Consider the following 13,014-nt stretch of genomic DNA (forward strand, 5'->3'; position numbering starts at 1 on the left):
AGGCGGGGTTCAGGAGCGGCGCCAGGGGCGGCGGCGTTTTTGGGGTGGGGGTGGGGGGTCGGCGGCGGGGTGGAGTTTGATCATGGGGTGGTCGCGGCGCCACCAGAAGGTCTCGGGCGTGCAGGGGTCGTCGGCGGCGGCGTGCATGTCCTGGGCCAGCTGCATGAAGACGGGCAGGACCTGCGACATCCCGGCACTGGTGATCGTGTAGAGGAGGATCGTGCTGTGGGACGGGACGGCCAGCAGCACGCCCGTGGGGCCCGCGTCGGGGAGGAAGCGGTCGAGCTCGGTCAGCAGGGCCGAGACGTAGCGGGAGCCCGGCTTGGTGACCACGCGGACCTGCTCGTCGAGGGTCAGGGGCTGGTCGTGGGACGTGACGTCGGCCAGTTCGCGCTGGTGGGTGTTGCGGACGACCAGGTCGCCCAGGCGGCGCAGGGCCAGCAGGGACGCGCGGGCCTCGGTCAGGGGGCCGCCGAACCGCGGGTGGTCGATCATCACCATGGCGTCGAAGTGCTCCCCGACGGGCAGGACGACCAGGCCCGCCTTCGCCGTGTCGGTGAGTTTGGGCACGATGCGCAGGCGCAGGAGCTCGCGGACGTCGCCGAGCAGTTCGATGTCGGCGATCGCCATCGCCGCGCGGTCGCCCACCTCGCGCAGCCAGTCCTCCACCAGCCGGGGCCAGGCGGGACGGGGCTCGCGGGCACAGCGCTCCAAGATCACCCAGGTGGACGCGCTGGGCGCGAAGCGGCCCACCGGCAGGACGACCCGGGCCAGCTCGGCTTCGAAGCGCGCGGCCGGATTGACCACGGGCAGCAGGTCCTCGATGAGGGCGTGCACATCACCCGACACCTCGAAAATCCGCATCCAACCTCCCCAACACGACCCGTCTCCGGCCGCCCCTAAGATGTAGCGGATTCAAGGAATCGCGAGGAGTGGCTGGAGTGACGACCCGGGTAGTGCATCGACCCGCACGTACCGTGTACCCCCCGGCCGTACGGGAACCCCGCCAGATCGAGGCGCCGCCCACGCTCCCCGAGGGGGGCGGGGCCGGCAACCAGCTCATGACGATCCTGCCGATGGTCGGCATGATGGGCTCGCTCACCATTATGACGGTGCTGCGGAACCCGGCGTTCATGATGCTGGGCGCGGTGATGCTGGTCGTCTGCGTCCTGGCGGGCGCGGCGATGCTGTTGTCGCGGCGCGGCCAGGTGTCGCGGCAGCGCAAGAGCCAGCGCGAGCTCTACCTGGAGTACCTGGAGGAGCTGCGCGAGGACCTGTCCGGCCAGGAGCGCGACGACCGCGTCCAGGCCCGGGTCCTCGACCCGCCGCCGGAGGCGCTGTACGACGTGGTCCGCGACCCCACGCGGCTGTGGGAGCGGCGCCGTCCGCACGCCGACTTCCTCCGGGTGCGGGTGGGCACCGGGTTCGTGCCCGGGCATCCGCTCGAAGTGGGCGAGCAGGGCACGGCCCTCACGCCCACCGACCCGTTCATGCTCTCCGAGGCGCGGGCCCTGCTGGGGAGGTTCAGTTCCTCGCCCGACATGCCGCTGGTCCTCCCGCTCGACATGGCCGGCAACGTCAGCGTGGTCGGCGAGCGCGAGGACGTCCTGCGCGTGGCGCGGGCGCTGCTGGCCCAGCTCACGGCGTTCCACGCCCCCGAAGACGTCGCCGTCGCGGTGGCCTTCCCCGGCCCGAGGACGCGCGACTGGCAGTGGCTGAAGTGGCTGCCGCACGTCCTCGACCAGCACCGCAGGGACGGCGGCGCGCCGGTCCGGCTGATCGCGTCCAGCCCGCTGAAGCTGGCGGCCCTGCTCGCCGAAGACCTGCGCGAGCGCACCGACTTCGCCGCCGAGGTGCGGCGCGGTCTGGGCAAGCGCGACTCGTTCCGGCTGCTGCGCCGCCTGGTGGTGGTGCACGACACCCACGGCGAGATCGCCGCCGACCTCGTCCGCCCGGACGAGACCGTCTCGCCCGCCGACCTGGTCACGACCGTCCTGCACATGGTGGCCGACCAGACGCACGAGCCGGGCGACGTCAGCGTCCGCATCCGGGTGGCCGGTGACCAGGTCGTGGTGGAGGACCTGCGCGGCCAGAACCCCGTGACCATGGGCGGGACGGTCGACGACGTCCCCGCCTCGATGCTCACCGGCCTGGCCCGGATGCTCGCCCCGCTGCGGCTCTCGCGCGAGTCGATCGAGGAGGGCCCGGCGCAGGGCGGCAACGTCGACTTCACCGCGCTGATGGGCGTCACCGACCCGGCCGACCTCGACATGCGCCGGATGTGGGCGCCGCGCAGCGAGCGGGCCTTCCTGCGGGTGCCGATCGGCCTGGACGACACCGGCCAGCCGGTGATCCTCGACCTCAAGGAGGCGGCCAGCCTCGGCATGGGCCCGCACGGCCTGTGCGTCGGCGCGACCGGGTCGGGCAAGAGCGAGATGCTGCGGACGCTCGTCCTGGCGCTGGCGGCCTCGCACCCGCCCGACCAGGCCAGCATGGTGCTGGTCGACTACAAGGGCGGCGCCACCTTCGCACCGTTCGAGAACCTCCCGCACGTCGCCGGTGTGATCACCAACCTGGAGGACGACGCCGGGCTGATCGAGCGCGTCTACGCCAGCCTCTCGGGCGAGGTGCAGCGCCGCCAGCAGGTGCTGCGCGACGCGGGCAACATCGCCAACATCGGCGACTACAACTACCAGCGGCGGCAGCGGCCCGACCTGCCCCCGCTCCCCCACCTGCTGGTGATCATCGACGAGTTCGGCGAGCTGCTCACCGCGCGTCCCGACTTCATCGAGCTGTTCCTGTCGATCGGCCGCATCGGGCGCAGCATCGGCGTCCACCTGCTGCTGTCGAGCCAGCGGATCGAGAGCGGCAAGCTGCGCGGTCTGGAGACCTACCTGTCGTACCGGATCGGCCTGCGCACGTTCTCCGAGGAGGAGAGCCGCACGGTCCTGGACTCGCCGGACGCCTTCCACCTCCCCGCCCTCCCCGGGTTCGGGTTCCTGAAGGTAGACACCAGCGTCTACCTGCGGTTCAAGGGCAGCTACGTCTCCGGCCCCTACCGGGGGCCGCTCGAAGCGCTGGACGAGGGGCCGGGGCGGGCCCCCGTCCGCCCCTACCCGATCTACAACATCGGCGGCCAGGGTGACGCCCCCGGCCAGGCCAGCGCGGGCGGCGACGAGCCCGACCTGCCCGAACGCACCACCGGCCCGACCCTGCTCGACGTGATGGCCGGGCAGATGACCCGCCACGGACAACGCGTTCAGAACATCTGGCTGCCGCCGCTGCCCGCCGTGACCACGCTGGACGCCATCACGGGCCCCGTCCGGGTCACCGAGGAGGGCATGCGGCTGCCCGTCCGGGTCGAGCCGCTGCACGTCCCGCTGGGCCTGCTCGACGACGCGCGCCGCCAGTGGCAGGGCGTCTGGCAGCTCGACCTCACCGCGGCGGGCGGCCATGTCGCGATCATCGGCGGGCCGCAGACCGGCAAGACCACGCTGCTGCGCACGCTGGTGATGTCGCTGGCGCTGACCCACTCGCCGAGCCAGGTGGCGGTGTACGGCCTCGACCTGGTCGGCGGCGGCCTCCAGGTGCTGGCCGACCTGCCCAATGTCGGCGGCACGGCCGGGCGCACCGACCACGAGCGCATCCGCCGCACCGTCGAAGAGATCTACGGGATGCTCGAACACCGCCAGGAGGTGTTCCGCCAGCGCGGCATCGACGGCGTCCAGCGGCTGCGCCAGATGCACGCCGCCGGTCAGGTGCCCGAGCTGCCGTCCGCCGACGTCGTGCTGGTCGTCGACGGGTTCGGCGCGATCCGCAACGACTTCGAGGAGATCGACGACATGGTCTCCGACCTGCTCCAGCGCGGCGGCGGGTACGGCATCCACATCGTCGCGGGCATGCTGCGCTGGAACGACGTCAGGATCGCCGCGCAGTCGACGTTCGGCCAGCGCGTCGAGCTGCGGCTCAACGACCCCTCCGACTCCACCGTCGACCGCAAGCTGGCCGAGACGATCAGCGCCGAGCTGCCGGGGCGCGCGCTGACCGACGGCAAGCTCTTCGGCCATGTGGCCGTCCCGGCGCTGGGTGGCCTGCCCAACACCACCGAACTCGGTGTGGCCGCCGAGTCGGCCGTCCGGGCGATCCGCAACGCCTGGACGGGCACGACGGCGCCCCGCGTCCGCGTCCTGCCGCACCGGCTGCCCGCCGGGAACCTCCCCGGGCCCGAGCAGGAGCCGCGGCTCGTCCCGATCGGCGTGGACGAGCGCGCGTTCCAGCCGGTGCTGCTCGACCTGTTCGACGCCGACCAGAGCCTGCTCGTCCTGGGCGACGGCGGCTCGGGCAAGTCCAACCTGCTGCGCCTGATCGCCCGCAACCTGGTCGCGCGCTACACGCCCGAGCAGGTCGTCTTCGCGGTCATGGACCCGCGCAGGTCGCTGCGCGACCTGGTCCCCGAGCCCTATCTCGGCGGCTACGCCACCACGCCGCGCGTGTGCGCGGGCCTGGCCGGCGGTGTCGCCAAGGAGCTGGAGGAGCGGATGCCCGAGGACGCCGCCGAGGCGCCCGACGGCACCGTCAAGGGGCCGCAGATCGTCGTCCTGGCCGACGACTACGACCTGCTCACCACGGCGGGCCAGCAGCCGCTGGCCCCGTTCGTGCCGTTCGTCCCCAGCGGCCGCGACATCGGCCTGCACTTCGTCGTGGCGCGCCGCGTCGCGGGGGCCAGCCGCGGCCTGTACGACCCGCTGGTCCAGTCCATGCGCGAGACGGGCAGCGCCGCGCTGGTGATGTCGGGCGACCGCTCCGAGGGGCAGCTGTTCCCGCGGATCTACGCCGACACCCTGCCGCCCGGCCGCGGCCTGTACATCAGGCGCGGCGAGTCGCCGAGCCTCATCCAGACCGCGCTCGTCGAGGACGCCCTGACCGACGCCGGTCCCGGTAAGGAGAACCGTTGACCTACGACCTGGTGGTCCTGACCCAGCGCGCGCCAAACGTCCGCGCCATCGTCGACAGCATGGTGCACGCGGGCGAGGCCCTGCGCGTGCGCGGCGCCGGGGCGGGCGCGATCATCCAGCTCTGCGACGACGAGGGACGTCCGCTGGTGAGCATCGAGTCGGCGCAGCGCGTCGATGTCGAGGGCGAGGTGGAACGCCTCCTCGGTGACGAGGCCACGGCCGGTCTCACCGTCCCCTTCTGGTGGGTGGAGGCCCGCGCCTCCAACGGCGAGGCCGACGCCCCACGGCTCGCGCACCGCTTCGCCGACGCCATGGTCACCCGCCTGGGCGGCACCGTCTGGCCCCCGGAAGGAGCCACCAAGTGAGCAGCGCGCATTCCGTCTGTGGGGGGACGACCCCCCACGCCCCCCGAAGCGCAGGGAGGCTTCGCCGATGAGCAGCGCGCACCCGGCAGTCGACATCATCACCGCCAAGAGCGCGGTCGTCATCCAAGACCGTCCCCTGGTGCCGCTCTCCTCCTGGCTGACCGATGCGATGTCCCGTTGCGCGGCGAACGGGCAGCCGATCCAGATCCTCACCCCGCACGACGCGCGGATCACGCTCCCCCTGCGCCTGGCGCTGAGCGGCCCCACCACCCGGTGGGTGGCCCAGGAGCCGGACGGCGACACCTACTATGACGGGTTCTCCGGGCTCCCCCTGGTCTGGGACGGCGGCGCGTTCGCCCTCGCCGAGGGCGGCGGCGACGGGCCGTCCGCGACCTTCCTGACCGGGCCGCCGCCGGACGCGGGCCGCCATCTCATGGTCAGCCTGACCCTCGTCCACGAGGCGACGGCGGGCCTGGAACTGGGCGGCACGATGGAGGCGCTGTCGACGGCCCTCACCGGCGTCCCGCCGGTCGCGTGGGGCACCGCCGAGCCCGCGCTGTCGCGCTGGTCGCCCTCGGAGATCACCGACCTCGGCCGCCGCCGCGCGCCCCAGGCCACCTATCTGATCTTCATGGGCCCGCACGGCCCCAAGGCCGAGGTCCCGCCGAGCGGCGGCACCGCCCGGATCGCCCGCGTCACCTCGGGCGTCAAGGAGACGGTGTCGTTCGGCGTCGCCTACCCCGCCGACCGCGAACCCCCGCTGGACGACCTGGCGGCGCTCGCCGACGAGTACGCCAAGGCCGGGACGCTCCAGACCATGACCGCCCAGTGGGCCCCGGGACGCGCCGACCTCACGTTCCCGGCGCGCTGGTACGGCGCTCCGGTGCCGATCGCCCTGGCCGTGGGCCCCGAGGGCGTCGCCGAGGCGGGCGTCGAGCACGCCCTGGCCGCCGAGGCCGAGGCCAAGACCATCGGCGACCCCGCCAAGCCCGGCATCTGGTACGCCCTGGAGGACGGCGACGGCGCCTGGACGCGCCTCAGCGAACTGATGGAGTACCTGCGCGACCCGGGCGCGGGCAGCTCCAACTGGCGCGGTACCAGCTGACCTACTCGCGGTGGTGGTTCTCGCCGGGCCAGGTGGAGACGGGCTCGGAGGGGTCGGGGTCGACCCCCGGGACGATCTGCTCGCACCAGACGACCTTGCCCGCGGCGGTGCGGCGGGTGCCCCAGCGGTGCGCGAGCTGGCTCACGACGAGCAGGCCGCGGCCGTTCTCGTCGTCGTCGGCCGCGTGGCGCAGGCGCGGGAGCGCCGCCGAGCGGTCGAGGACCTCGCAGACGACGGTGCGTTCGAGCAGCAGGCGCAGCTCGATGGGGCCCGGGGCGTAGCGCAGGGCGTTGGTGATGAGCTCGGACGCCAGCAGCTCGGTGGTGTCGGTGAGGTCGCCCAGGCCCCATTCGTCCAGCCGGGCGCGGACCAGGCCGCGGGCGCGGCGGACGGCGGCGGGGTCGGCCGGGAGCGTCCAGGACGCGCAGCGGTCTTCGGGGAGGCGGCGCAGGCGGGCCAGCAGGACGGCGATGTCGTCGCGGTGGTGGTCGGCGTAGACGCCGTCGAGGGTGGCCTTGGCCAGGTCCTCCATCGGACGGTCGATGGTGTCGGGGCCGAAGATGCTCTGCAGGCGGGCCAGGCCGTCGTCGATGTCGCGGCCCCGGTTCTCGACCAGGCCGTCGGTGTATATGACGAAGACGCTGCCGTCCTCGACGGTGAACTCGCGGCTCTCGATGGCCTGGCCGCCCGCGACGCCCAGCGGCGGCGCCGGGGGGACGGCGAGGTAGCCGTTGGAGCCGTCCGGCGCGACCAGCAGCGGCGGCAGATGGCCCGCCGAGGCGACCTCGATGGTGCCGGTGGTGGCGTCGTAGACGGCGTAGACGCAGGTCGCGAAGTGGGGTTCCTGCTCGCCGAGCTCGATCATCAGCTCGTGCATGACGTGCAGCGCGTCGGCGGGCGGGAGTTCGAGGTTGGCCAAAGTGTGGAGCGCGGTGCGCAGGCGTCCCATGGTGACCGCCGCGCGGACGCCGTGGCCCGCCACGTCGCCGACGATGAGCGCGACCCGGGCGCCGGGCAGCGCGATCGACTCGTACCAGTCGCCGCCGACCTCGACGAGCTTGCTGCCGGGCAGGTAGCGGTGCCTGACCTCGACCGACGACGGCGCCGACAGGCGGTTGGGCAGCAGGCTGCGCTGGAGGGTGAGGGCGGTGGCGCGCTCGCGGCTGAACAGCCGGGCGTTGTCGATGACGATCGCGGCGCGGGCGGCGAACTCCATGCCGATCTCGACGTCGTAGGCGTCGAAGCGGCGGAACCCGGGGACGCGGGTGCAGGCGATGAACCCCAGCAGCGTGTCGCGGGCGATCAGCGGGAGCAGCACCATCGAGCCGCCGGTCAGCAGGTCGCCGACGGGGCGGCGGCGCCATTTGCGGGCGATGTCTCCGGCCTGGTCGGCGTCCACGTGCGGCAGGTGGACCGGACGCGCGGTGTCGAGCACCTCGCGGTACGGGGTGCCCTCGGGGTAGATGAGGACCTCGCCGATGGGGAATGTCGCGGTCCAAGCCGGGTTGCCGTCGTCGGAGGTGACCGCGATGCGGCGCAGCACGGCCGAGCCGCTCTCGCTGTGCACCTCGTCGGCCGCGACCAGGCTCTCCAGCACCAGGACCGACGCGGTCGTGCAGAAGTGCGGGACGATCACGTCGACCAGGCCCTTGGCGCTCTGGTCGAGGTCGAGCGAGGCGCCGAAGCGGGTGAGCGGGTCGTCCATCAGGGCGCGCCGCATCAGCGCCGGGTCCTGGTAGCGCTCGCTGGGCGGCAGCGCCACCCGCACGTACAGCAGCCCGGCCAGCGATCCCTCGCCGACCCCGCCGACCATGGGCTGCGCGGTGACGACGGCGTCGGTGGCGCCCGCGCCCGCGGCGGTGCCCTGGACGGTGAGCACCGCGCGGCGCTCCTGCCCGGCCTCCAGCGCCTCGAGCAGCGCCTCCAGGTCGGCCTTGCCGTCCTCGGCGACCAGCTCGGCGGCCGGGCGGCCGATCAGCTCGGCCGGTTCGCGGCCCAGCACCAGCGCGGCGTTGGGCCCGCACTGGACGATGCGGCGCGCGGCGTCGACGCCCAGGACGAGCGTCCTGGACGCCGGGTCGGCCGCGGTCGAATCGCCCCGCTGCGCCATGATGGATCTCACGTGACGCGCTCCAGACAGCCGGTCCTCACAAGCACTCCCTGCGTCAGTATGGGCCATCGGACGCCGTCGCGGAGAGAAGATCACGCTTACCACGCCGATTCGGCGCGCGTTTCGCGCTACGAGCGCTCGGTCCCGATGGCGCGCAGCACCGTTTCGACGACCTTCCTGGCGTATCCGTCGGGCAGCGGGGCGCCCGGACGCGGCACGTGGAACGGGCCGACCAGCAGGCCGTTGACGACCTCCAGGTCGATGTCGGGGCGCAGCTCGCCGCGGGCGATGCCGGCGCGCAGCACGGAGAAGACCGTCTCGCGGCGCGGCTGGATCACCTGCTGGTAGTACCGCTCGTAGAGCCCGGGGTACTTCTCGTGGCTGCCCAGGACGTTCCAGAAGCAGCGCGAGTGCCGGGCGTTGCGCCCGGCCGCGATGGCCTCGGCGATGGCCAGCAGGTCGTCGCGGACCGACTCGCCCCGCGGCTCGGGCAGGGGCGCCTTGGCCTCGGCGAGCGCGCCGACGATCAGCGCCTCCTTGTTGGGCCAGCGGCGGTAGATCGTGGTCTTGGCCACCCCCGCCAGGGCGGCCACGGCCTCGATCGACACGCCGTCCACCCCGGACTCGGCGGCCAGCAGTTCGAGGGTCGCGTCAAGAATCGCCTTCTCGGCCCGCTCACTGCGGGGCCGCCCGGGGGCACGGGGGGCGACCGGCGGGTCAGTCGTCTCAGTCATCGCGGCCACATTATTCTCACACCGCCGTGGTCTGCTTGCGGTCCGCCTCGTCGCGCGCATCGTCCGGGACGATGTCGTGCGAGGCGGCGGCGCCCTTGCCGGGCATCCACTTCAGGACGACCAGCGCGGCGGCGAACGTGATCGCGGCGGCCGCGACCGAGGTGGTGTGCATGGCGTGGACGAACGCGGCGTTGGCCGGTTCGACGAGCCCCTCGCCCGCCGGTCCGAGGCGGGCGGCGACCGCGTGGGCGCCCTCGATCGACTGCCCGGCGGCCTCGCGGGACCCCTCGGGCAGGGCGGCGAGCCGCTCCTTGAGGTCGCCGCGGTACACCGAGGCGATCACCGAGCCGAGGACGGCGACGCCGAGCGCCACCGCGACCTGGCGGGCGGTGTTGTTGATCGCCGATCCGGCGCCCGCCTTCTCGCGCGGCAGCGCGGACATGACGGCCTCGGTGGCGGGCGGCATGACGTTGGCCATGCCCGCGCCCTGGACGAAGAAGATCGCGCCGAGGATCCACAGCGGGGTGCCGATGCCGACGAACTGGTAGGCGGCGAGGGCGCCGCTGACCATGAGCAGGCCGGTGGTGCAGACGGCCTTGGCGCCGAAGCGGCGGACCGTCGACGCGCTGATCGGCGAGAAGATCAGCTGGGCGACGGCGAACGGGACCACCATCAGGCCGGACTGGAGCGGCGAGAGGCCGCGGACCGACTGCATGTAGAAGTTGGAGAAGAAGAACACGCCCGCGGCCCCGAAGAAGCACAGCGCGATGGAGGCCACCGAAGCTGACATGCGCGGGTCGCGGAAGAGCCGGACGTCGAAGGCGGGGTGGTCGGTGCGGGCCTCGTGCCAGACGAAGGCCGCCAGCACGGCCGCTCCGGCCGCGATCGGGCCGAGCACTCCGGCCTGGACCCACTCGCCCTTCTCGCCGCCCTGGATGATGCCGTAGGACAGGGCGACCAGGCCCACGATCGACAGCAGGACGCCGATCGGGTCGAGTCGTCCGGGGGTGGGGTTGCGCGACTCGGGCACCAGGAACGCCAGGAGCACCAGGCTGGCCGCGATGACCGGGACGTTGATCAGGAAGACCGAGCCCCACCAGAAGTGGGCCAGCAGCAGCCCGCCGGTGACCGGGCCGATCGCGACGGCCAGGCCGACCGCCCCGGCCCAGATGCCGATGGCGCGGCCGCGCTCGTGCGGCTCGAAGACGTTGGTGATGATCGAGAGCGTCTGCGGCATGATCGCCGCGCCGCCCAGGCCCATGAGAGCGCGGGCCCAGATGAGCTGGTCGGGGTTCTGCGCGTAGGCCGACAGCAGCGAGGAGATCGCGAACACGACCATGCCGGCCATGAGCACGCGCTTGCGGCCGATCCGGTCGCCGATCACCCCGAAGGTGAACAGCAGCCCGGCGAACACGAGCGTGTAGGAGTTGATCGACCACTCCAGCTCGGACTGCGTGGCCCCCAGGCCCTCGTGCGGGTCGGCGATGGTCTTGAGGGCGACGTTGAGGATCGTGTTGTCGAGGACCACGACGAGCAGGCTGAGCGTCAGCACGCCGAGGATGTACCAGCGCCTGCGCTGGATTGTGGCGGAATCCACATCTCTCCCTGCGGGGGTGGAACGGTTGAACGATACGTTGGCGTTTCGTAAGTAGCGTAGTACCGGTTGAGTCAGATACGCAACCGTAGCGTTTCGTATCAACAGCGGAGGGCACCCAGGAATTTCGGGGGTACCAGAATCGTTTTCCAAGTGGCACCATCGATCTCGTCCGGGTACGCCACCGTGGCGCCTCGAGACTTCGGAGGTTCTCCATGTCTTCGTCTGCTTCGAAAGCCCAGCCGACCGCTCTGTACGGCGGCAAGGGTGGACGACGGGTCACCGTCAGGGACATCGCGGCCGCCAAGGAGCGCCGCGAGAAGTGGCCCATGCTCACCGCCTACGACGCGCTCACCGCGCGGGTCTTCGACGAGGCGGGCATCCCCGTCCTGCTGGTCGGCGACTCGGCCGCGATGGTCGTCTACGGCTACGACTCCACGATCCCCGTCACGGTCGACGACCTCATCCCGCTGACGGCGGCCGTGGTGCGCGGCTCCAAGCGCGCGATGGTGGTGGCCGACCTCCCGTTCGGTTCCTACCAGACCGGCGTCTCCGACGGCCTGGCGACCGCCACCCGCTTCCTCAAGGAGACCGGCGCGCACGCGGTCAAGCTGGAGGGCGGACGGCGCGTCCTGCCCCAGGCCGAGGCGATGGTCGCGGCCGGCATCCCGGTGATGGGCCACCTCGGCCTCACCCCGCAGTCGGTGAACGCCCTGGGCGGCTACCGCGTCCAGGGACGCGGCCAGGCGGGCGACGAACTCATGGCCGACGCCAAGTCACTGGAGGCCGCGGGCGCCTTCGCCGTCGTGCTGGAATGCGTCCCCGAAGAGCTGGCCGCCCGGGTGACCGCCTCGCTGTCGATCCCCACGATCGGCATCGGCGCGGGCGACGTGACCGACGCCCAGGTCCTGGTGTGGCAGGACATGGCCGGGCTCACCCCGCACACCGCCAAGTTCGTCAAGAAGTACGCCGACCTCCAGACCGTCCTGGGCGACGCCGCGCGCGCGTACGCCGACGAGGTCGTGGGCGGCGTCTTCCCGTCCCCCGAACACGCCTACCACTAGACCTACTGGTCGGGAGCGTCCCGCGTCACCCGATGGGACGACCGCGCCACGATGAGGCGGTCGCCCGTCTGGAGGCGGGCGCACGCGGCGTCGTCGTAGGGCAGCGTCCGGCCGTCGCGCACCAGCGCGATCGCGGGCTCCCCGACGCCGCCGATCGGTCCTCCGACCTCGTCCGGCGTGACGTCGCGCTGGACGAGGTCGAGGCCGCTGCCCTGTTCGAGCAGGTCCTCGATGACCTCGCTGACGTACGGCTGGCTGGTGGCCACGCCGAGCAGCCGTCCCGCTGCCTCGGACGAGGTGATCACGTGGTCGGCCCCGCTCTGGCGCAGCAGCGGGACGTTCTCGGACTCGCGGACCGCCGCCTGGATGCCCGCGCCCGGGTTGAGCTGCCGCGCGGTCAGCGTGATCAGCACCGCGGTGTCGTCGCGGTCGCTGGCCACGATGACCTCGCGCGCCCGGTGGACGCCCGCCTGGCGCAGCACCGAGCGGCGCGTGGCGTCGCCGACGACCCCCACCAGGCCCGCCTCGGCGGCCTCGGCCACCACCCGCGGGTCGGGGTCGACGACCACCACCGAGTCGCGGTCGACCCCGGTGCTGAGCAGGCTCTTGACGGCGCTACGGCCCTTGGTTCCGTAGCCCGCGACGACGACGTGGTCGCGCACCCTGGCCCTCCAGCGGGACTCGCGCCAGTCCGCCCTGGTGCGCTCGGCGAGCACCTCCAGGGTCGTCCCGACGAGGACGATGAGGAACAGCACCCGGACGGGGGTGATGAAGATCGTGTTGATCAGCCGCGCGAACGGGCTGACCGGCGTGATGTCGCCGTAGCCGGTGGTCGAGACCGACACGGTCGCGTAGTAGAAGCAGTCGAGCAGCGACAGCGGCCCGCCCGCGGAGTCGCGATACCCGTCCCGATCGGCGTACACCGCCGCGACCACGGCCAGCAGCAGGGCGAACGCGACGCCGACCCGTTGCAGCACCGCCCGCATCGGCCCCGTGCGCGCCGAGGGCAGCAATACCCGCGGCCGGCCGCCCGCCCCATCCCCCGCGCTCACGCTGCAAGACCGTACCAGCGCCCCACTCCCCCACC

General features: G+C 72.8%; 9 protein-coding genes. 4 read left to right on the forward strand and 5 right to left on the reverse strand.

The window, feature by feature from the left end:
- Window positions 1-9: 9 nt before the first annotated feature.
- Window positions 10-864, reverse strand: a complete 855-nt coding sequence (locus ACQPY4_RS28075) for a hypothetical protein (protein ID WP_433325766.1) — start codon at window positions 862-864, stop codon at window positions 10-12.
- 77 nt (window positions 865-941) lie between these two features.
- Between ACQPY4_RS28075 and eccCa the strand changes: the two genes are divergently transcribed.
- The 3 genes from eccCa (at window position 942) to ACQPY4_RS28090 (ending at window position 6,425) form a co-directional block, all read left to right on the forward strand.
- Complete coding sequence (eccCa, locus tag ACQPY4_RS28080; RefSeq protein ID WP_433325768.1) at window positions 942-4,955, forward strand: type VII secretion protein EccCa; 4,014 nt, start codon at window positions 942-944, stop codon at window positions 4,953-4,955.
- A complete protein-coding gene (locus ACQPY4_RS28085; protein WP_433325770.1) occupies window positions 4,952-5,320 on the forward strand; it encodes a hypothetical protein in 369 nt (122 codons plus the stop codon). The genes eccCa and ACQPY4_RS28085 overlap by 4 nt, the downstream gene beginning before the upstream one ends.
- Window positions 5,321-5,387: 67 nt before the next feature.
- Complete coding sequence (locus tag ACQPY4_RS28090; protein WP_433325772.1) at window positions 5,388-6,425, forward strand: DUF6177 family protein; 1,038 nt, start codon at window positions 5,388-5,390, stop codon at window positions 6,423-6,425.
- A gap of 1 nt (window position 6,426) precedes the next feature.
- On the opposite strand, the gene ACQPY4_RS28095 is transcribed toward ACQPY4_RS28090, so the two are convergent.
- From ACQPY4_RS28095 to ACQPY4_RS28105, 3 genes are all read right to left on the reverse strand, one after another.
- Window positions 6,427-8,547 (reverse strand): SpoIIE family protein phosphatase, encoded by a 2,121-nt coding sequence (locus tag ACQPY4_RS28095; protein WP_433325774.1) that lies wholly within the window; start codon window positions 8,545-8,547, stop codon window positions 6,427-6,429.
- Between the two features lie 116 nt (window positions 8,548-8,663).
- On the reverse strand, window positions 8,664-9,269 hold the full coding sequence (locus ACQPY4_RS28100; RefSeq protein ID WP_433325775.1) for a TetR/AcrR family transcriptional regulator: 606 nt from the start codon (window positions 9,267-9,269) through the stop codon (window positions 8,664-8,666).
- Window positions 9,270-9,285: 16 nt separating this feature from the next.
- Window positions 9,286-10,866, reverse strand: a complete 1,581-nt coding sequence (locus ACQPY4_RS28105; protein WP_433325776.1) for an MFS transporter — start codon at window positions 10,864-10,866, stop codon at window positions 9,286-9,288.
- Window positions 10,867-11,078: 212 nt separating this feature from the next.
- On the opposite strand from ACQPY4_RS28105, the gene panB reads away from it, so the two are divergent.
- On the forward strand, window positions 11,079-11,927 hold the full coding sequence (gene panB / locus ACQPY4_RS28110; RefSeq protein ID WP_433325778.1) for a 3-methyl-2-oxobutanoate hydroxymethyltransferase: 849 nt from the start codon (window positions 11,079-11,081) through the stop codon (window positions 11,925-11,927).
- Between the two features lie 2 nt (window positions 11,928-11,929).
- On the opposite strand, the gene ACQPY4_RS28115 is transcribed toward panB, so the two are convergent.
- On the reverse strand, window positions 11,930-12,979 hold the full coding sequence (locus ACQPY4_RS28115) for a potassium channel family protein (protein WP_433325780.1): 1,050 nt from the start codon (window positions 12,977-12,979) through the stop codon (window positions 11,930-11,932).
- Window positions 12,980-13,014: the final 35 nt, after the last annotated feature.

The sequence above is a fragment of the Spirillospora sp. CA-294931 genome, from assembly GCF_050946795.1.
Taxonomy (GTDB): domain Bacteria; phylum Actinomycetota; class Actinomycetes; order Streptosporangiales; family Streptosporangiaceae; genus Spirillospora.

What these genes read in the sequence shown, in the direction of transcription:
- ACQPY4_RS28075 (WP_433325766.1), bottom strand. Translation starts at nt 864, where the DNA reads ATGCGGATTTTCGAGGTGTCGGGTGATGTGCACGCCCTCATCGAGGAC.
- ACQPY4_RS28090 (WP_433325772.1), top strand. Translation starts at nt 5,388, where the DNA reads ATGAGCAGCGCGCACCCGGCAGTCGACATCATCACCGCCAAGAGCGCG.
- ACQPY4_RS28100 (WP_433325775.1), bottom strand. Translation starts at nt 9,269, where the DNA reads ATGACTGAGACGACTGACCCGCCGGTCGCCCCCCGTGCCCCCGGGCGG.
- panB (WP_433325778.1), top strand. Translation starts at nt 11,079, where the DNA reads ATGTCTTCGTCTGCTTCGAAAGCCCAGCCGACCGCTCTGTACGGCGGC.